Annotated in this window: 15 protein-coding genes and 2 tRNA genes; 12 read left to right on the top strand and 5 right to left on the bottom strand. The window is 40.9% G+C overall.

Annotation, left to right across the window (positions count from 1 at the left end; genetic code table 11):
• Positions 1–531: 531 nt before the first annotated feature.
• Both ACFQIC_RS04420 and ACFQIC_RS04415 read right to left on the bottom strand, forming a co-directional pair.
• Positions 532–702, bottom strand: coding sequence for a hypothetical protein (locus ACFQIC_RS04420; RefSeq protein WP_204708809.1), 171 nt, complete (start codon positions 700–702; stop codon positions 532–534).
• A gap of 701 nt (positions 703–1403) precedes the next feature.
• Positions 1404–3098, bottom strand: coding sequence for a peptide ABC transporter substrate-binding protein (locus ACFQIC_RS04415; RefSeq protein WP_390216963.1), 1695 nt, complete (start codon positions 3096–3098; stop codon positions 1404–1406).
• A gap of 235 nt (positions 3099–3333) precedes the next feature.
• Here ACFQIC_RS04415 and ACFQIC_RS04410 point away from each other — a divergent pair, with 235 nt between their 5' ends.
• The gene (locus tag ACFQIC_RS04410) at positions 3334–4497 is read left to right on the top strand and encodes a pyridoxal-phosphate-dependent aminotransferase family protein (protein WP_204708810.1); all 1164 of its coding nucleotides are present in this window, start codon (positions 3334–3336) and stop codon (positions 4495–4497) included.
• A gap of 2 nt (positions 4498–4499) precedes the next feature.
• Positions 4500–6083 carry a phosphoglycerate dehydrogenase gene (gene serA, locus ACFQIC_RS04405; RefSeq protein ID WP_204708811.1) on the top strand — a complete coding sequence of 528 codons (1584 nt, stop codon included), beginning with the start codon at positions 4500–4502 and terminating at the stop codon, positions 6081–6083.
• Between the two features lie 123 nt (positions 6084–6206).
• Here serA and ACFQIC_RS04400 read toward each other — a convergent pair whose 3' ends face one another.
• Complete coding sequence (locus ACFQIC_RS04400) at positions 6207–7022, bottom strand: histidinol-phosphatase HisJ family protein (protein ID WP_204708812.1); 816 nt, start codon at positions 7020–7022, stop codon at positions 6207–6209.
• A gap of 161 nt (positions 7023–7183) precedes the next feature.
• On the opposite strand from ACFQIC_RS04400, the gene ACFQIC_RS04395 reads away from it, so the two are divergent.
• The 4 genes from ACFQIC_RS04395 to dnaB are packed head-to-tail and all read left to right on the top strand — an operon-like array spanning position 7184 to position 11978.
• Positions 7184–8128 (top strand): YybS family protein, encoded by a 945-nt coding sequence (locus ACFQIC_RS04395; protein WP_204708813.1) that lies wholly within the window; start codon positions 7184–7186, stop codon positions 8126–8128.
• A 36-nt stretch (positions 8129–8164) separates the two neighbouring features.
• A complete protein-coding gene (locus tag ACFQIC_RS04390; RefSeq protein ID WP_204708814.1) occupies positions 8165–10138 on the top strand; it encodes a DHH family phosphoesterase in 1974 nt (657 codons plus the stop codon).
• Positions 10135–10581: a 50S ribosomal protein L9 gene (gene rplI / locus ACFQIC_RS04385; RefSeq protein ID WP_204708815.1), complete on the top strand. Its 447-nt coding sequence runs from the start codon at positions 10135–10137 to the stop codon at positions 10579–10581. Before ACFQIC_RS04390 ends, rplI begins: the two co-directional genes overlap by 4 nt.
• 35 nt (positions 10582–10616) lie before the next feature.
• A complete protein-coding gene (dnaB, locus tag ACFQIC_RS04380; protein ID WP_204708816.1) occupies positions 10617–11978 on the top strand; it encodes a replicative DNA helicase in 1362 nt (453 codons plus the stop codon).
• 141 nt (positions 11979–12119) lie between these two features.
• Here dnaB and ACFQIC_RS04375 read toward each other — a convergent pair whose 3' ends face one another.
• Together ACFQIC_RS04375 and ACFQIC_RS04370 are read right to left on the bottom strand one after the other, a co-directional pair.
• Positions 12120–12974 (bottom strand): Cof-type HAD-IIB family hydrolase, encoded by an 855-nt coding sequence (locus ACFQIC_RS04375; protein ID WP_204708817.1) that lies wholly within the window; start codon positions 12972–12974, stop codon positions 12120–12122.
• 4 nt (positions 12975–12978) lie between these two features.
• A complete protein-coding gene (locus ACFQIC_RS04370) occupies positions 12979–13743 on the bottom strand; it encodes a DeoR/GlpR family DNA-binding transcription regulator (protein ID WP_204708818.1) in 765 nt (254 codons plus the stop codon).
• 235 nt (positions 13744–13978) lie between these two features.
• Here ACFQIC_RS04370 and ACFQIC_RS04365 point away from each other — a divergent pair, with 235 nt between their 5' ends.
• The 6 genes from ACFQIC_RS04365 (at position 13979) to yycF (ending at position 19449) form a co-directional block, all read left to right on the top strand.
• Positions 13979–15268: an adenylosuccinate synthase gene (locus ACFQIC_RS04365; RefSeq protein ID WP_204708819.1), complete on the top strand. Its 1290-nt coding sequence runs from the start codon at positions 13979–13981 to the stop codon at positions 15266–15268.
• A gap of 103 nt (positions 15269–15371) precedes the next feature.
• Positions 15372–15926, top strand: a complete 555-nt coding sequence (locus ACFQIC_RS04360; protein ID WP_204708820.1) for an LOG family protein — start codon at positions 15372–15374, stop codon at positions 15924–15926.
• 92 nt (positions 15927–16018) lie between these two features.
• Positions 16019–16095, top strand: a tRNA-Asp gene (locus ACFQIC_RS04355).
• A 64-nt stretch (positions 16096–16159) separates the two neighbouring features.
• Positions 16160–16232: transfer RNA gene (locus tag ACFQIC_RS04350), tRNA-Phe, on the top strand.
• 1005 nt (positions 16233–17237) lie between these two features.
• The gene (locus ACFQIC_RS04345) at positions 17238–18617 is read left to right on the top strand and encodes a peptidoglycan DD-metalloendopeptidase family protein (RefSeq protein WP_204708821.1); all 1380 of its coding nucleotides are present in this window, start codon (positions 17238–17240) and stop codon (positions 18615–18617) included.
• A gap of 127 nt (positions 18618–18744) precedes the next feature.
• A complete protein-coding gene (yycF, locus tag ACFQIC_RS04340) occupies positions 18745–19449 on the top strand; it encodes a response regulator YycF (protein ID WP_204708822.1) in 705 nt (234 codons plus the stop codon).
• Positions 19450–19452 lie beyond the last annotated feature (3 nt).

Below are 19452 nucleotides of genomic sequence, written 5' to 3'. Positions count from 1 at the left end.
GGTTCATTGCAATAGAACACGGATAGTGGAAGATAGTCCTTCTGGGAAAGGGATTCGTTTCTCACACATCGAATGGGGGGATTGGGAATCTCCCCGTTTCCCATCCCCCATAACTATGAAGAGTGGAACGGAACCCTCTTTATGAAAATCGGGGTGCTGTGTGAATATTGCCATTGAAATGATCTACTTGTCCCATGAAATTGATCCACATCTGTCATTATTGATCTGTACTATAAATTCAGAAACGGTCTTCACAAGGAGATGTGGTGATGGTAGGAAAACACACCAGGTAAGCTCCTACCCTTCATATAAACACGCTATCACACCCGATTTTTAACAACTTATCTAATAACTCAATAGATCTGTGTGAAGGCCATATACCCTGGTCTGCATCAGGATTCGATTGGTGTTATGTCAGATATCTCATTCTTTAACAGGGACGGTAGAATAGCACGATTTCGATAGCAACATATGGCAAGCGACTCCTTCCCCACCTCCCCTTTCTCTACACAATCACCTCGGAATTAAGTCTTACAGATAACTGTCTGTTAGCACAATAAGCGATAGCAACAGTGCAGCTTTAGCTCCAAATTGTTTAATAACAAGAAGGTCCGTTTGCCGTATGAAGTTTGGCAAGGAACGGAAAATAGAGGATGAGCATGCTCTTATATCAATGGCTACGTGCCAACTTCTAAGATTCATTGATGTTCCGTCCCTCTTCTTCATGGCAAGGGGGGGCGGGGAAATGACGTGACTCCTGTGGGATTAGAGGACATGGTGAGACCCCGCAGGACGAAGTCCAAGGAGGCTCACCGTACGCCCACGGAAAGCAAGTTATTTCCCCGACCACCTTCTCCTCCTACCGATGACGGAACAGCCACACAATCTAGAAATCGAGTTTTCACAAATAGCATACCAATTAACGTAGTAATTAGCACGTTGAACAACAGCTATTGTCATTCTGTTATTTGGGTTGCGATATTGTATGATAATCCAAGTGTGATTATCCAATAACCATTGATATATAAGAGGAAAATAAAAGACCAAATCATATGCGATTTATAAAGGTTGTCCCCTTGTTTTATTCTTTGTAAAGTTCAGTGGCCTCCATAAGAATAAGGACGTAATAGGTAGGAGTCACGGAGAATTTTGTAGGGGGGCCGCGAGACTTGTCGGGTTCGTCCGCGGAAAGTGAGCAGAGCTTCCCGTTCAATCAAAGCTACCAATTGCGTGCTAACTTCCCCTGCTCAGCTGAAATGAGATTTCCCGCCAAGGAATTGTCTCTTTTTTTGTATCCAAGGTCTTGTTATGACAATAAAAAAGTAGGATTGAATTGTATTACAATTCAATCCTACTTTTACTAATGTTTGTACCTCGTGGGTACAACTACTTGCCGTGTCTAATTATTCTTCTACAGAAGCCCACTTGAATTCAAGTTCTGGCCCAGTAGCTGTTGTAAATACGCCTTTAATTGAGGGTCTGAATAGTTGCGCTTTTGAATCTTGATAAATCGGCGCTACCGCTGCATCTTCTTCTAGAAGTAGTCTTTCCGCTTCTAGGAAGTTTTCAAAACGCTTTTCAGGATCCTGAGCATATTCGCTGCCTGCTTGTTCAATCAGTTGGTCATACTCATCACTAGAATAATTCATGTTGTTGTTTTGACCACCTGTTAAATACATATCCATGTACGTGTTTGGATCCACGTAGTCTGGTCCCCATGTTGCCGCTTCGATCTCAAATTCTGAGTTTTGGTCACGCTCAACACGTTCGTTAAATGGAACTTCCAAAATATTGATCGTTAAGCCTTCAAGATTTTTTTCTAGCTGGTTTTTGTAATAAGCTAGAACGTTACTAGATGTGCCCGTGTCATCGCCTAGAAGTTCGATTTCCACTGAGTCAGTGCCTAGCTCCTCAAGTGCTGCAGCCCAGTGCTCTTTCGCTTTCTCTACATTGTGTTCAACAAGAGGGCCTTGAGCATCACGGAAATCTTCATCACTATCAGGCATGTTTACAAAGTTTGATGGAACATAACCTTCAGCAGGAACTGAACCATCATTTAAAATAACGTCAACAAGGCTTTGACGGTCAATAGCCATGGAAATAGCTTTACGTGCATCAACGTTAGCTAAAGCTTCGTTGGCATCTTGATTAAACTTCAAGAAATACAAGTATGGCTTTTCAGCTATATTGAAATCTTCAGTTGTAGCATACTCGTCCACGAATTCAGCATTAAGTTCAGTTTGGTCGAGCTCGCCAGATTCATATAAGTTAACGCCGGTGGAAATTTCTTTAATTACTTGTGCTGAAATGGATTCTAACTGTACAGTCTCTGCATCCCAGTAACTATCATTTTTTTCAACTGTCCATCCTTCTGCATGACTCCAATCTGTCATTTCAAAAGGTCCGTTTGACAATGTATATTCTGCTTCTGTACCGAAGTTTTCGCCGTGTTCTTCAACGAAGCTCTGGTTAAGAGGCATAAATGTTACGAATACAGTCATTGATTCAAAGTATGGTACAGGTTGTTCTAATGCAACTTCTAATGTATGATCATCGACGGCTGTAGCACCAAGCTCGTCCAGCTCTGCTTCACCTTCAGAAATAGCTTGGGCATTTTTAATAACTCCACCTAAGAAGTAAGGGCCGTACTCGGAGCCAATGTCCGGGTTCACCGCACGTTGCCAAGCGTAAACGAAATCATTTGCTGTTACGGGGTCGCCGTTAGACCATTCGGCGTCTTCACGTAAGTCAAATGTCCAAGTGAGTCCATCTTCACTTACAGAACTATCAGTTGCGATACCTGGTGATAGGTTTCCGTCACTATCCAAACGATAAAGTCCTTCTAGTGTTTCACCAGCCCATTGGAATCCTACAGTATCTGTAATTAATGAAGGATCCATGCTAGATATTTCACTTTTAGCAGAAACTGTTATATCTTGTGAAGCACTGCTTTCTGAACTTTCGCTCTCACTTTCACTTTCGCTTTCTCCTCCATCTGATTCGTTAGATGATTCACTATCATCGCCGCCACTACAAGCTGCGAGGAAAAGTGAAAGCATCAAAGCAAACATTAACCATAAGGCTTTGTGTTTTCTCAATACAATCTCCCCCAAATTTCAAATTTTCTAAAAATAAATACCCTCCTTATTATACAGATTACTAGAAATAGTTACAGTGTTTCACTTAAAGAAAAAAAAGAAAAAAATGTTTTATTCAGAAAGTTTTAATTACATTGACAATAGCAGTTCATTTGATAGGATAAAGGAATATCAAAATTTTTCTACCCTATAAGAGAGTTTGTGTGTGTAGAATGAACAGGAGGGACTGTAAACGATGAATCGTGAGTGGGAGTTATTGCATACGCCTGGTCCAACACCGATACCGCCTAGTGTAGAACGGGCGATGATTCAGCCAATGATCGGCCATAGAGGACAAAAATGTAAAGAATTATTAGAAAATATTGCTCCAAGGTTAAAGCCAATATTTGGTACTTCTGGAGATGTGCTTGTTCTTTCGAGTAGTGGAACTTCAGCTCTTGAAGCTGCAGTTGTCAATACCACATCGCCTGGAGACGAGGTAGTTGTTGTCGTAGCAGGAGCCTTTGGAGATCGTTTTGCAAAAATTTGTGAAACGTATGAGTTAAAGATTCATCGTATTGATGTAGAGTGGGGAAGCGCAGTAGAGGTAGCGGCAGTAGAAGAGCAAATACAAGCCCATCCTAATGTGAAGGCTGTTTTTGTTACCCATTGTGAAACTTCCACAGGTGCGATGCATCCTGTAGAACAGATTGCTCAAAAGGTCCACCAGGATAGTGAAGCGCTTGTGATCGTTGATGGGGTTTCTTCAATTGGTGGTACTCCGATCGATATGGATGGTGCTGGAATCGATCTCTTAGTTTCGGGATCGCAAAAAGCAATGATGTTGCCGGCTGGGCTAGCTTTCGTTGCTGTAAGTGACCAAGCATGGAGCATTATTAATGACAATCCTAGACCGCGGTTTTACTTAGATTTAAGAAGTTTCAAGAAGAGTTTAGATGCAGGACAAACGCCATTTACTCCGGCATTATCTCTATTATTTGGTTTACAGGAAGTCCTTGACTTAATTGAGGGTGAAGGATTGGAACAAGTGCATGAACGACATCGGGTGATGAGGGAGATGACACGAGCAGCTTGTCGTGGGTTAAATCTACCTTTATTCGTATCGGATGAGGCAGCTTCTCCAACAGTTACCTCTATACGACCGCAAACGTTTGAAGCAGAATCTTTCCGTAAAGTTGCCAATCAAGAATTTGGCTTAATGACGGCAGGTGGCCAGAAACACTTAAAAGGTGAAATTTTCCGAATCGGTCATATGGGTTATTCCCGTCCGGCCAATGTTCTCCAATATGTAAGTATTTTAGAAATTGTTTTAAGACGTCTTGGACATGAATTTGAACCGGGCTCTGGAACAGCCGCAGCCCAGGATGCTTATTTACAAGCAACAAAGGAGTTGGACTAGAAATGTACCGTGTACTAATAAGCGATCCGTTAAGTGAAGATGGAGTGCGTCCGTTACTTGAAGCTTCAGATATTGAAGCGGTGATGGATGCTTCCTTATCCTATGAGGAATTGTTGAAAGAAATCAGTACGAGTGATGCGTTGATCGTCCGAAGTCAGACCCAAGTAACGAGAGAAGTTATTGAGCATGCTACACAATTAAAAGTGATCGGACGAGCCGGGGTTGGTGTTGATAATATTGATCTAGATGCAGCGACCGATCACGGAATAGTTGTCGTAAATGCCCCGGACGGGAATACCATTTCTACAGCGGAACATACCATGGCGATGCTTATGTCACTTGCTCGTAATATTCCCCAAGCTTATCATCAGCTTAAGCAAAACCGTTGGGAACGCAAAAAATATGTCGGTGTCGAGTTAAAAGGTAAAACGTTAGGCATTGTCGGTTTTGGCAGAATCGGTGCTGAAGTAGCTCAACGGGCGAAAAGTCACCGTATGAATGTGATTGCTTTTGATCCATTTTTAACTGAAGAGAAAGCGGATAAAGCTGGGGTTCAGTATGGAACGTTGGAAGAAGTCCTACAACAGGCAGATTTCTTAACGTTACACACTCCTCTGATTGATAAGACGAAGCATATGATTAACAAAGAAACCATTCAATTAATGAAGCCTGGCGCTCGTATCCTGAACTGTGCCCGCGGTGGACTTATTGAAGAGGATGCCTTGTATGAAGCGATTGAAAAAGGGAAAATTGCTGGAGCGGCACTAGATGTCTTTGAAGAAGAACCAGCTATCGATCATCCACTGTTATCTTTAGATGAAGTCATTGCTACGCCACACTTAGGGGCAAGTACGGTGGAAGCACAAGAAAATGTCGCAACAGACGTCAGTCTAGATGTGATGGATGTACTTCGCGGTGGAGCTGTGAAGCACCCTGTTAATATGCCATCTGTATCGGCTGAAAAAATGGAAAAACTATCCCCATATTTTGTCCTTTCTGAAAAACTCGGAAGCTTTTTATCCAATGTAACTGAGGGAGCACTTGAGAAAATAAACGTCTATTACTCAGGTGATCTACTTGATGTAGAAACGACACCTTTAACTAGAATTTCTGTGAAAGGTATTCTCAAACGTTACATTGGCGAACGTGTTAATGACGTGAACGCTTATAAGACGGCTTCTGATAAGGGGATCGTCATAAATGAGCAGAAGTCTACATCGACCAAAGGATTTACGAACTTAGTAACCATTGAAATTGAAACAGATCAGGAGAAACGAACGATCTCAGGCACATTATTAAACGGGCTTGGAGCTAGAATTGTTAAACTCGATGATTATTCAATTGATGTGGTCCCTGAGGGGCATTTAATCGTTATTCACCACAATGATCAGCCTGGCGCAATCGGCCGTGTTGGTAGCTTGCTAGCAGACTATCATGTAAACATCGCGACGATGCAGGTAGGTCGTACGAATCAAGGTGGAGAAGCTGTGATGGTATTGACGGTTGATAAGGCAGTAGAAGGCGATTGTCAGGACCAGCTGTCAGGAGTAGATGAAATTAAACAAGTGCAATGTTTAACGTTATAAAGGCTTTAGAATGAACATTAGAAAACCCGCTCTTTCCGTAATTCGGAAGGAGCGGGTTTTTTGGTGTTGCAATGGCAATGCGCGATAAGTTACTCAAAACCGCGCATAATGTGTTTCCTCGACTTAATCAATTTTCTCTACATGAGCTTTGCGCTGTGTGAAAACATGGACCTCATCATAACCAACAGAACGAGCAAACTCAATGGCATCCTCATACGCATAGCCAATGTGATCTGGTTTATGAGCGTCTGAGCAAAGTACGATGCCAATCCCCTTTTCCTTACAGATACGAAGAAAGTCAGGATCAGGATACATTTCCCCTACAGGTTTACGTAGTCCAGCAGTACTAATTTCAATACATGTCCCAGTTTTAGCTAGCGCGTTAGCTGCACGCTCGTACTGTTCTAATAAAAACTCACGATCATTAGGGCGGTAACCGAATACTTTAATCACATCGATATGTCCGACAAAATCGAACAACCCGGATTCCGCAAGTGTAACTACTCTATCAAAATATTGGCGATACACTTCATGTAAATCTCTTTTTTCATATTCTTCGCGGTAAATAGCTAAATCAATACCCCACTCATCAATCCAGTGGACGGAACCAATTACATAATCAAAAGGATGGGCATCGATAAATGCTTTCATTTCTGCTTCTTTACCAGGCATATAATCCATCTCTATCCCCATCTTAATAGGAAGTCCTGCCTCGTTTGCCACATCAAACATTTGTTGATAGGTTTTGAAATCAAGGGTTCTTCGATTTTCGACCCATGGGTTTGAAAGAATGTCTCTCGTTTCTTGGAAAAAGTAGGCGTGCTCAGAAATGCCGAGCTCTTTAATTCCCTCGCGTTTTGCTTTTTCGATGTATGTACGTAAGTAATCTACGGATAAATCGCCTGTTTCTGCCATATGAACATGATAATCTGTGCGCATGAGTGAGCCTCCTAAGTTCTAATAGTTTCACCTATCATACCAAACTAGCTGGATTCAGACAAAAGGTCACAAATTGAAATGCTGAGACAAGATGAAATGTACCGTCTTATGTTAAAATAGTTAAGCTAGCATAGATACGTTGAATGAGGTGCAGTAGATATATGAATGATACAAGAAAAATTACTGAAGGGGCTTTAATGACTGGGTCTTATCTGCTATTGTTGTTGATAATTCTATTTACTCCTATTATCGGCTCCTTCTTCTTATTTGTTTTACCGATCCCGTTTATTTTTTACAGTTATCGACACGGTTGGAAGTCGGGAATACTTGTACTTATAGCGAGTATGATTTTCACGCTATTATTTGCAACTGTGTTCTCTTTACCAGCTACAATCTTGGCAGGAATCGGTGGGTTATTTGTGGGAGGAGCAATGCACAAAAAGCGCACACCGTATGAAACGTGGGCGGCTGGTTCCCTTGGGTTCATTATTGGCCTAGTATCAGTTTACTTGATCTCCCAGCTTTTCTTTGGGATGAACTGGGCTGAGGAAATCCGAATGGCTCTTAGGGAAGCTTTCTCTATGACAGAAGGAATGATGGGGGCTATTGGCGGCGGAGCTGATGTTCAACAACAGCTAGACGGGTTTGAGGAACAAGTAGAGACTTTGCCGGACTACTTACCTAGCATTATAGCGATCATGGGTATAGTGTTTGCATTTTTGAGCCAATGGCTGAGTTATAAAGTGATTAATCGTGTAGAAGGGAAAAGTTTCCACTTCTCACCTTTTCGTAACTTTACCCTTCCAGTTTCTATGTTATGGTATTATTTCTTTTCGTTAATATTCACGTACATTCTTTCGGAAAGTAATGATATTTGGTATTTAGCAGCGATCAATGTGTTCACATTGACTGGGACATTTTTAATATTGCAAGGCTTCGCTTTTATTTTCTATTATTCGTATGTAAAAGAGAAGTCCAAGGCGTTACCGATCCTAGCAATAGTGGGTTCGATACTTTTCCCAACAATTCTAATGTATCTTGTGCGGATTTTAGGTATAATTGACTTAGGATTCTCGTTGAGAGAACGTCTGCAGTCGAAGAAATAAAGATCGCTTGTATAAGGATGGCAGGAGCTGAATAACATGCCGAACATTTTTAAAAAACCAACTATGAGTGGACATTTATGGGTTATCTATACTATATCTATACTGCTTCTCGGGTTTATCTGGTACTACCAGTGGATGCTTGGGTTGGTCATGGCACTATTTCTCGCAGGTTCGATTTTTTATAGTGTTCGAACGGAACAAAATATGATTAATGAAACGGAAGAATATATATCGACCCTTTCCTACCGTGTAAAAAAAGTTGGGGAAGAGGCGCTATTAGAGATGCCGATTGGGATTGTTCTCTATAGTGAAGATTTTAAGATTGAATGGGCGAACCCCTATATGAACAAGTTTACGAGTCAAGATACGATTGTCGGTGAGCCTTTAAGTGACTTATCTGAGAATTTAATTTCAAATATTAAAGAAGACCATAGTGAAGTGTGGCTAGAGCTCGATGGCTATCAGCTGCAAACCCTTGTTAAAAGAAAAGAACGCCTGTTGTACTTCTTTGATCGAACGAACCAGACGAAAATTCACAATCTATATCAAAATGAACAAACCGTGCTATCCATCATTTTCTTAGATAATTATGAGGAGATCACTCAGGGCATGGATGATACAGCTAAGAGTCAAATCAACTCTCAAGTTACCTCGATTTTAAATAAATGGGCAAATGACTATGGGATTTATTTAAAACGAACGTCACAAGAACGCTTTATAGCTGTAATGAACCAGGAAATTTTAGACACATTAGAAGCCTCGAAATTTGAGATTCTTGATGAGGTTCGTGAATTGATTACTGATCAAAACGTCCCGCTGACTTTAAGTTTTGGTATTGGAGTTGGACCAGTCAGCTTACCGGAACTGGGGGAACTTGCTCAGTCAAGTCTTGATTTGGCCCTTGGACGCGGGGGCGATCAGGTAGCGATAAAAGATGATACAGGGAAAGTCCGCTTCTATGGAGGAAAAACGAATCCAATGGAGAAACGCACTCGTGTTCGTGCTCGTGTTATTTCACACGCCATGAAAGAGCTCGTAAAGGATAGTGAGCGCGTACTAATCATGGGGCACAAATCTCCAGATATGGATGCGATCGGGGCATCGGTTGGTATTTTAAAAATTGCTCAGGCCAATCAGAAGAAAGCAGCAATTGTTTTAAACACAGATGATATCGATACAGGTGTACAGCGAATGATTGAAGAAATTGAAAAAGATGAGGATTTGTGGTCCAATTTTATCACTCCAGAAGATGCAATGGAGCTCGTAACGAACGAGACACTACTCGTAGTTGTAGATACCCATAAGCCTTCCCTCGTCATTGAGGAAAAGCTGTTGAATAAAACCGAACATGTTGTGGTCATTGACCATCACCGACGGGCGGAAGAGTTTATTTCAGATCCAACGCTTGTTTATATGGAGCCCTATGCTTCTTCCACGGCTGAACTAGTAACTGAATTGCTAGAGTACCAGCCAAAGAAATTGAAGTTATCCATGTTAGAAGCAACATCGCTTCTATCAGGCATCATTGTCGATACCAAAGCGTTTACGTTAAGGACAGGCTCACGGACGTTTGATGCGGCCTCTTATTTACGATCTAAAGGGGCAGATACTGTACTTGTTCAAAAGTTCATGAAGGAAGATTTGGATGTGTATGTAAAACGTAGCCGTCTTATTGAGAAGGCAAATATTTACCGTGATGGTATTGCCATCTCTGCGGGCGAACACGGAGAATCCTTTGGGCCTGTGATTATTGCACAAGCCGCCGACACGTTACTAACGATGACAGGTATCGTCTGTTCCTTTGTTATATCAGAGCGGAAAGATGGACGAATTGGTATAAGTGCTCGTTCTCTTGGCGATGTAAATGTGCAAGTTATTATGGAACGAATGAATGGGGGCGGGCATTTAACCAATGCTGCTACTCAACTAGAAGATACTACCATTGAAGACGCAAAAGCGTTATTGCAAGATATTATTGATGAGTATTTTGGAGGAGGCGAAGAAGAATGAAAGTAATATTTAAAGCAGATGTTAAAGGTAAAGGTAAAAAAGGCGAAATTAAAAACGTATCGGACGGTTATGCACGTAACTACCTTTTAAAACATGATTTAGCTGTTGAAGCTACGGGTGGAAACGTAAAGGCACAACAAGCCAAAGATTCTAAGCAAGAGCAGTTGGCAGAAGATGAGAAAAAAGAAGCAGAACAACTCAAAGACCATCTTGCCAATACAGAAGTGAAACTTATGGCAAAGTCTGGGGATAACGGTCGTCTGTTTGGATCAATAACAAGTAAGCAGATTTCAGAAGAACTGAAGAAGTCTCATAATATTAAAATTGATAAACGTAAAATTGAACTTGATGAACCGATTCGTAACCTTGGTTATACGAATGTACCTGTGAAGCTTCACCACGAAGTTACAGGAACAATTCGCGTTCACATTGAAGAGAAATAAATGATCCTTTGCACAGGTAGAGGAGGAAACAGCTTGTGAGTGAAATGTTTAATGACCGTATACCGCCCCATAATATTGAAGCTGAGCAGGCGGTACTTGGAGCGGTTTTTCTGGAACCTGAAGCAATGTCAACAGCTGCTGAATACCTGCTACCTGACGACTTTTACCGGGCCAGCCATCAGCGGATTTTTGAAGTGATGCTAACATTGTCTGACCGAGGAGAGCCGATTGACCTCGTCACTGTAACGACTGCTTTATCGAATAATAAAGTAATAGAAGAAGTAGGAGGCGTTTCCTACTTAAGTGACATTGCAAACTCGGTACCTACAGCTGCGAATATCACCTATTACACGAAAATTGTTAATGAAAAATCTACGTTACGCGGCCTTATTCGTACAGCTACGAATATTGTGACCAGTGGTTTTGCTGAGGAAGAGCAAATTGAAGATGTTCTAAATTCCGCTGAGAAAGATATTCTGGAAGTTGCTCAAAGGAAAGACTCTGGGGCTTTTAAGAGTATAAAAGATGTACTGATTGATGTATATGACAACATTGAAAATCTGCACAATAGTGATGGAAGCACGACAGGAATCCCAACGGGTTATCGTGATCTTGACCATATTACCTCTGGTTTTCAACGAAACGACTTAATCATTATTGCTGCTCGACCATCGATGGGTAAAACAGCTTTCGCCTTAAATATTGCTCAAAACGTTGCGGTCAATTCCGATGAAAACGTCGCGATTTTCAGCTTGGAGATGGGTGCGGATCAGCTTGTCTCACGTATGCTTTGTGCTGAGGGAAATATTGATGCTCAGCGGCTTCGTACAGGGCATATGGAATCTGAGGACTGGAATAAGTTGACGATGGCAATGGGAAGCCTATCTAATGCTGGCATCTACATTGATGATACACCAGGTATTCGAGTCAGTGAAATTCGTTCTAAATGCCGTCGTTTAAAGCAAGAACATGGACTTGGTATGATTTTAATCGACTATTTACAGCTCATTCAAGGAAGTGCTAATTCGAAGGAAAACCGTCAACAAGAGGTGTCGGAGATTTCCCGTTCACTGAAAGGGTTAGCCCGTGAATTAAATGTTCCATTGATTGCCTTATCCCAGTTGTCCCGTGGTGTTGAATCCAGACAGGACAAGCGTCCGATGATGTCGGACTTGCGTGAATCCGGTTCGATTGAGCAGGATGCGGATATTGTTGGGTTCTTATATCGTGATGATTATTATGATCAGGAATCGGAGAATCAAAATATTATTGAAATTATTATATCAAAACAGCGTAATGGTCCTGTCGGCAACGTTGAACTTGCCTTTGTGAAGGAGTACAACAAGTTCGTTGACCTCGACAGGCGCTATAGTGATGCTGATGTCCCACCTGCCTAAGTAGGTGGGATTTTTAATTATTCATGAACCAAAAGGACGCCCTGAGACTGAAAAAGTCTCAGGGCGTCCTTTTATATATATTCAATCACGATCCGTTACGCCTCCCTCAACAAGAAGTTACGCCAGATAAGTGAACGAAAACTAGGTTAACCATTGCCCAATCACATGAGCTACTCCATGATCGTCGTTTGATTTGGTTACAACATCACAAGCCTCAATTACAACTTTTCGGGCGTTTCCCATAGCAGCCCGATGCCCTACTACCTTAAGCATTGATAAATCATTGGGACTATCCCCAACAGCTCCTGTGTCTTTTAGAGGATGGCCTAGGTGTATCGCCAGCTTTTCAAGTGCCAATCCTTTTGAGGCGTGTTTATGTTCAAGTTCAAAGTTGTGCATAGCTGAACTGACTAAGGTCAGGTTATCGTACGATTCAAATGTTCTCCAGCCTTGCTCCAATTTTTCTTCTTCAAATGAAAAAGCAAGTATGTTATAAAGCGGGGATCCAGACTGTAGAATATCTCGGTAAGATTCCACCTGTTCAAAACCTGTCTGGCCAAATTGCTTTTGTAAAGCTTGCTCGAGTTTAGTCATGTCCGCCTTTGGATTGGCACTGCGAATCCGGTCCAATTCAATATTTAATAAGTCTCTTCCTTTTTCAGGCGTCAAAATTGAAGTATCACTGAATACTTCATAGTAAAAGTCTTCCTGATCAAGCCAGGTTAGGATATCAGCAGCGTCATTTGGGGCAATAGGAACAGAATCGAACAATTCTCCGTCTGGAGTGTGAATGGTTGCTCCGTTAGCTCCAATGACCCAAGTAGACAGCCCTGTTTTCTTAAAAACTTCTCGAACGTCAAATTCTGCTCGTCCTGTGGCAACGACGACTTCAACACCAGAAGCTTGGGCTTGTTTAATGGCTTCTAAATTTTCTTCACTAATACTACTTTCACTATTTAATAACGTTCCATCTAAGTCAATCGCAATCATTTTCATATTGTTATTCCTCCTCTGTCACAAGCAACTCAACTTGATGAGCAGCTAATAACTCTTGAAATGGCTGATCGGGTGTCTGATCAGTGATTAACAGGTCGACATCTCCTAGCTCGGCATACTGATAAAAATCAGTCACAGCGATCTTGGTATGGTCTGCTAATACAGTTACTTGTTTGGCTTGCTGTATCATTTTTCTCTTCACCATGCCATCTTCCTCATGGGCGATCGTTAATCCGTGCTCTGAAATACCAACGACACCGATAAATGCATGATCGACTCGATATTTGGCAAGACGATCAATGACAGAAGTCCCGTATAAAAACCGATGTTCTTTATGCAATTGGCCACCTAATAAATGAATGTGTGTATTTTGGTTATTCGATAATATATCAGCAATATGGATGGAATTCGTTATGACTGTACAATCAAGATCATCTAATTGAGTAGCGCAAGACTGTACAGTCGTTGAGGCATCAAGAATGATTGCATCTCCGTTACGAATGAGCGAAGCGGCTGTCCGACCAATTGCCAACTTCTCTTCAGAAACAGTTTGTAATCGGTTAGAGTAGTCTTTTACTTCATTATGACTAGAAGGTAAAATAGCTCCCCCACGTGTGCGTACGATGGACCGGCTCTCTTCAAGTTTAACGAGATCTCTACGGGCGGTATCTCTGGAAACCTCGAATAACTCACAGATCTTATCAACTGATATTCTTCTTGTCTGGTTTAAATAGTTCATTATTTCGATCAGTCGTTCTTCTTGATACACAGCAAATCCACCATCCTGTTTTCTATTATATAAGTCATTTTAAGTAATGAAGCGAATAAAATCAAGTGTTTTAAGTTATAATAAGTAATAATAAGTATTTTGGGACATTTAATAAATCGAACATTATTTGTAATTTAAAAATTAATGTTCGGAATTTGCGTTGACGAATTGTTGTAAAATTGATAAAATGACGGTGGACTAAAGGAAAAAGTAAATTTTCAGGCGGAGGTGCCTTATGTCTTCAGTAGTAGTAGTCGGAACCCAGTGGGGCGACGAAGGTAAAGGTAAAATTACCGATTTTCTATCACAAAATGCCGAAGTAGTTGCTCGTTATCAAGGTGGAAATAATGCGGGGCATACGATTAAATTTGATGGTGTGACGTATAAATTGCACTTAATTCCATCAGGAATCTTTTTTGACGATAAAGATTGTGTTTTAGGGAATGGCATGGTCATTGACCCAAAAGCCTTACTAGAAGAATTACAGTACTTACATGATAAAGGGGTATCCACGGATAACCTGCGAATTAGTAATCGCGCTCATATTATTCTTCCATATCACTTAAAGTTAGACGAACTACAGGAAGAGGAAAAAGGTGCAAACAAAATCGGTACAACGAAAAAAGGAATTGGCCCAGCTTACATGGATAAAGCTGCGCGCACAGGTATTCGAATCGCCGATCTCATGGATAAGGAAGACTTCCGTGAGAAATTAGAACAAAACGTAACTGAAAAGAACCGTTTATTTGAAAAAGTATATGAAACCACTCCATTCACAGTAGAAGAAATTTTAGAAGAATATTACGAGTATGGCCAACAAATTAAAAAGTATGTGTGTGATACTTCGGTCGTACTTAACGATAGTTTAGATGAAGGCCGTCGTGTTCTATTTGAAGGAGCTCAAGGTGTAATGCTCGATATTGACCAAGGTACATACCCTTTCGTTACCTCTTCTAACCCAATTGCTGGGGGAGTAACGATCGGTTCAGGCGTTGGTCCTTCAAAAATTAAACACGTGGTCGGTGTTTCAAAAGCCTATACAACTCGAGTTGGAGATGGACCTTTCCCGACTGAATTAGAAAACGAGACGGGCGATCAAATCCGTGAAGTGGGTCGTGAGTATGGTACCACAACAGGTCGTCCACGCCGTGTCGGCTGGTTTGACAGTGTTGTAGTTCGACATGCGCGACGCGTGAGTGGAATTACCGATTTGTCACTTAACTCTATTGACGTACTTACGGGAATTGATACTCTAAAAATTTGTACCGCCTATAAATATAAAGGTGAAATAATGAAAGAGTTCCCAGCAAGTCTTAAAGTATTGGCTGAATGTGAGCCTATGTATGAAGAAATGCCGGGATGGGAAGAAGATATTACTGGTGTTAAGTCTTTACACGAGCTTCCAGTTAACGCGAGAAATTATTTAGAGCGTGTGTCTCAGCTGACAGGCATTCCTCTATCAATCTTTTCCGTTGGCCCTGACCGTTCCCAAACGAATGTAATACGAAGCGTTTATAGCGAATAATTGTCATAGTTCAGCACGTCTTCCTTATAATAGAGGGAGGCGTGTTTAGTTTTTTATAAAACTCGTATAAACGCTTTTAAACAATAAAGGAGGCATTATTATAGTGAAACGAATTAGTGTTTTCGCAGGATCTAGTACAGGACACGATCCGGTTTTCGTTGAACAGACAAAAAAATTAGGAAAAGCTTTTGCAGAAAAAGATATTGAATTGGTTTACGGAGGAGCGAATAGTGGGCTTATGGGTGAATTAGCCGATGCAATCTTACAAGAAGGAGGTCGTGTGATCGGTGTCATGCCTACCCCTTTATTTGAAAAAGAAATTGTACACCCTGGACTGACCTCATTCATTGAAGTGGATACGATGCATCAAAGAAAAGAAAAAATGAGTTATTTAGCGGACGGCTTTATAGCTTTACCAGGTGGATTCGGGACATTTGAAGAATTGTTTGAAACGATAACTTGGGCGCAAATAGGCCTTCATAAGAAACCAATTGGAGTATTTAATATTAAAGAATACTACACACCGCTTATTGAATTAATGGATTACGCCATTGAGTCTGGATTTGTCCCACCAGAAAATCGCAGTCTCATTATTGAATCGACCGAAGCGTATGACTTACTTCAACATTTCAAGAAAAATGCAACTCTAGATTTATAATTTCTAAACTTTAAATCTAAAAAGCTATTGCGTATTATTCTTCTCGTATGGTATGATATTCTTCGTTGCAGTAAAGAAGAAACATCATACTTGGTCCGGTAGTTCAGTTGGTTAGAATGCCTGCCTGTCACGCAGGAGGTCGCGGGTTCGAGTCCCGTCCGGACCGCCATTTATATTTTACAAAAGGACGAGCACTATAAGCGAGAAATCCTTTTAAAACTTAATTTTATCATGGCTCGGTAGCTCAGTCGGTAGAGCAACGGACTGAAAATCCGTGTGTCGGCGGTTCGATTCCGTCCCGAGCCACTTTGTGAATTACATTCTAAATTACAGTTAACAAGGCTTAGAGATAAAATTTCTCTAAGCCTTGTTTTTATGTGTTTTTTACTGATATGAGAGTGAGGTGGTTGGAACTCTAATGGTAGAATGTTCCATAACCATTGACATAACAACGTTCGCATCTCCGTTGCCGTGATTGTTGGGTTAAGCAGTCTGTGGTCCGTTACTAGATATCAAGCACAGAGGAGCAGGGGAAACAGCGAGCCACTGAAAACTGATAATTCAAGAGAATGATGTAGAAATAAGGCATTCACATAGTGGGAGAATGCCTCAGCACAGGATTTGGCGATAAGATTCGCCGCACTTATGGATCGAAACATGATTCATCTATGTTGCTTCTCATCGCAACGATCCGTTCATCCAAACAAAGGTAAAGGGGGTTCGTAAAACGGCGAGACTCCAGTGGGATAAGCGGATAAGGTGAGACCCCGCAGGAAGCGAAGCGACCGAGGAGGCTCAGCATACGCCCACGGAAAGCGAGTCGTTTTACGAACCACCTTTCTCTAAATGAAGGAACGGAATCGTTCTTTCACAAACCGAGAGTTTTAGTTGAATAGATGGTAAGGCGAGCTATTCAAAACGTGTTATTACCTAATCCTGCTTCTTTAAAAAAACGCTGTGATTTTAATATGAAAATTAGCTTGTGAATTGATTATTTCACCCTCCCTGAAGTGCTCCTGTGACTAAACAATCAGTGGGCTTTTTTTTATGTTTCAATGTAGTTAATATTCTTGTAATAGTTGCGTAAAAACAATGTCAGAAACAGCCAATTATTCGGATGATTTACCACGAAAAGTGTAAAAATACAGAGAATACATGAGAATTTTGGAAGTCATATTATAAATTCATTACATCTTTGAAATAAGGAACACTAACCTATTCACCTATGATAAATTGGTAAAGTATATAAAGATGGTCATACTAAAACAATATCAAGAAAAATAGAGAAATATACTTAGGGGGAAATGAAACGTGAAAGAGACGAAGGGGCTTTGGAAAAAAGCTTCCGTTATTGCTTTGCTTGCGATGGGTTTAAGTTTTGGAACAGCATATGCAGAAGAGAATCTAGAAACGTTTTTCCACGTTTATGTGGGAGATAAACATATAGGTGTAGTGAAAAATAAAGAAAATGCACAATCCTATGTCCAACAACAGTTAGATAAGGTACAGGAACAGCATGAAGACTATCAATTAGAACCTTTAGAAGAGGTAACCTATGTTTCTGAAAAAATGTTTGCTCCGTCCGTTGAAACCGATCAAACGTTGCGTAAGCTTGGAGATTCTATCGATGTCGGTGTGGAAGCTGTTGGTCTAACGGTGGAAAGTCAAACGATCGCTTACCTTCCTAGTGAAGCAGATGCTGAAGATGTTGTGCAAAAGTTTAAAGAACAATACGTCGATCCAGAAGATCTTAAAGAAGTAGAAACTAGAGCGAACGATGAAAAGATAGAGCTAAAAGGTTCTACCGTTATGGAAGTCCAGCTAACTAATGAAATTTCACAAGAGAAAGAAGTTGTAGAAGCTTCTGAAGTTACCGATGTTACCGAAGCCGTTGAAATTCTGAAAAAAGGGACTTACCAAGAAACTACTAGCGAAGTAGTTGGAAAAATCGCACCCCAGTATAATTTGTCTCAAGAGCAAATGATGACTTTTAATGATGAATACAGCATAAAGGATCAATCACAAAGCGATCAGGAAGTTAACGTAGCCGACTTTGAACCTTGGACAGAAGTTTTCATTAAAAAAGAGGGGATTAAAAAAGAGAACATCCCTTATAAAACCGAAGTAGTTAAAACTGATGACTTAGTAAAAGGTGAAACAGAGATCAAACAAGAAGGACAAGACGGCGAAAAAGAAATACATTACTATAAACACATGAAAAATGATCGCATAGTGGACGAGGGCACGATTGAAGAAAAAGAAGTATCAGCACCTGTCAAAGAAATTGTAGTACAAGGTACAAAAGTAATCTCTTCAAAAGGAACAGGAGAGTTTGAATGGCCTGCCGTTGAGGGTACAATTACTAGTGAGCAGGGTAAACGCTGGGGATCGTTTCATAAAGGAATTGATATCGCAGGCGTAAGTAATCGCACCATCAAGGCTGCGGATAATGGAAAGATCATTGAAGCAGGTAAGGATGGAGCTTACGGAAATAAGGTTATAGTTGACCATAACAACGGTTATAAGACAATTTATGCTCACCTAGAGTCAATTGATGTTAGCGTAGGCGACACGGTTGAAAAAGGATCAACTCTAGGAAAGATGGGGACGACTGGTCGTTCCACAGGTGTACACCTACATTTTGAAGTCTATAAAAATGGTTCACTAGAAGACCCATTGGAGCATATTTAATAAAATGTCGTTACGATTCAATTCGTAGCGGCTTTTCTGTTTGATTGATTATGAAGTAAGACATTTTCAGTCAAATAAGTTAAAATGAAGATAAGAGAAGAAGTTGACGAAAAGGAAGTGACAGAAGATGGCGCCGAAAATTTTAGTTGTAGATGATGAGAAGCCAATTGCTGACATATTGAAGTTTAATTTAGAAAAAGAGGGTTACGAGGTCGTTTGCGCTTACGATGGAGATGAAGCGATTCGTAAGACGGATGAAGAGAAACCAGAACTTATTTTACTCGATATTATGCTTCCTAATAAAGATGGCAATGAGGTATGTCGTGAAGTTCGGAAAAACCATGCAATGCCGATCATAATGCTTACAGCTAAAGATGGGGAAATTGATAAAGTGCTAGGACTTGAAATGGGAGCGGACGACTATGTAACAAAGCCCTTTAGCAATCGTGAACTAATTGCTAGAGTGAAAGCCAATTTACGTAGACATCAACAGGAGCCAGAAGACCAATCCCAGCAGTCCAAGGATATTACAATTGGTCGTTTATCCGTCCATCCAGATGCTTATACAGTAACGCGTGACGGTTCGTATATTGAACTGACGCACCGTGAATTTGAATTGCTTCATTATTTAGCTCGTCACATAGGACAAGTGATGACGCGCGAACACTTACTCGAGACGGTATGGGGATATGACTATTATGGAGACGTACGTACAGTTGATGTAACTGTCCGCCGTTTGCGTGAAAAAATTGAAGAAAGTCCAAGTAACCCAGTGTGGATCGTAACTCGTAGAGGAGTCGGTTACTATTTAAGAAATCCAGAGCAGGAGTAGTGT

The organism is Halobacillus seohaensis (genome assembly GCF_042663045.1).
Lineage (GTDB): Bacteria > Bacillota > Bacilli > Bacillales > Halobacillaceae > Halobacillus_A > Halobacillus_A seohaensis.
Note: the sequence above shows the minus strand (reverse complement) of the source record. Positions and strands in the feature narration are given on the sequence as shown.

What these genes read in the sequence shown, in the direction of transcription:
- ACFQIC_RS04420 (WP_204708809.1), bottom strand. Translation starts at nt 702, where the DNA reads ATGAATCTTAGAAGTTGGCACGTAGCCATTGATATAAGAGCATGCTCA.
- ACFQIC_RS04410 (WP_204708810.1), top strand. Translation starts at nt 3,334, where the DNA reads ATGAATCGTGAGTGGGAGTTATTGCATACGCCTGGTCCAACACCGATA.
- serA (WP_204708811.1), top strand. Translation starts at nt 4,500, where the DNA reads ATGTACCGTGTACTAATAAGCGATCCGTTAAGTGAAGATGGAGTGCGT.
- ACFQIC_RS04400 (WP_204708812.1), bottom strand. Translation starts at nt 7,022, where the DNA reads ATGCGCACAGATTATCATGTTCATATGGCAGAAACAGGCGATTTATCC.
- ACFQIC_RS04395 (WP_204708813.1), top strand. Translation starts at nt 7,184, where the DNA reads ATGAATGATACAAGAAAAATTACTGAAGGGGCTTTAATGACTGGGTCT.
- ACFQIC_RS04390 (WP_204708814.1), top strand. Translation starts at nt 8,165, where the DNA reads ATGCCGAACATTTTTAAAAAACCAACTATGAGTGGACATTTATGGGTT.
- rplI (WP_204708815.1), top strand. Translation starts at nt 10,135, where the DNA reads ATGAAAGTAATATTTAAAGCAGATGTTAAAGGTAAAGGTAAAAAAGGC.
- ACFQIC_RS04375 (WP_204708817.1), bottom strand. Translation starts at nt 12,974, where the DNA reads ATGAAAATGATTGCGATTGACTTAGATGGAACGTTATTAAATAGTGAA.
- ACFQIC_RS04365 (WP_204708819.1), top strand. Translation starts at nt 13,979, where the DNA reads ATGTCTTCAGTAGTAGTAGTCGGAACCCAGTGGGGCGACGAAGGTAAA.
- yycF (WP_204708822.1), top strand. Translation starts at nt 18,745, where the DNA reads ATGGCGCCGAAAATTTTAGTTGTAGATGATGAGAAGCCAATTGCTGAC.